The sequence below is a fragment of the Xanthomonas sp. SHU 308 genome (assembly GCF_000364645.1).
Taxonomy (GTDB): Bacteria; Pseudomonadota; Gammaproteobacteria; order Xanthomonadales; family Xanthomonadaceae; genus Xanthomonas_A; species Xanthomonas_A sontii.
On the sequence record NZ_AQOK01000685.1, the window covers coordinates 1 to 322 of the forward strand.

Here is a 322-nt window from a genome sequence, read left to right on the forward strand (position 1 = left end):
GCCGGGGCCGGCGCGGCTTGCGCAATCGGCGCGTTGGCGGCCACGCCTTGGTAGGTGTCCAGCTTGAAAGCGGCGATGGCCGCGCCCAACTGGCCGGCCTGTTCCTCCATCGAGCGCGCCGCGGCGGTGGCTTCTTCCACCAGCGCGGCGTTCTGCTGGGTGCTCTCGTCCATCTGCACCACGGTCTGGTTGACCTGCTCGATGCCGGCGGACTGCTCCTGCGAGGCCGCGGAGATCTCGCCCATGATGTCGGTGACGCGACGCACCGAGGTTACGATCTCGCTCATGGTGCGGCCGGCCTGGTCGACCAGGGCCGAGCCTT

Annotated in this window: 1 protein-coding gene; it reads right to left on the reverse strand. The window is 69.9% G+C overall.

Going from position 1 to position 322, the window contains the following annotated elements; genetic code table 11:
- A partial coding sequence (locus tag D588_RS25415; RefSeq protein ID WP_017917040.1) for a methyl-accepting chemotaxis protein occupies window positions 1-322 on the reverse strand: 322 nt, incomplete at both ends.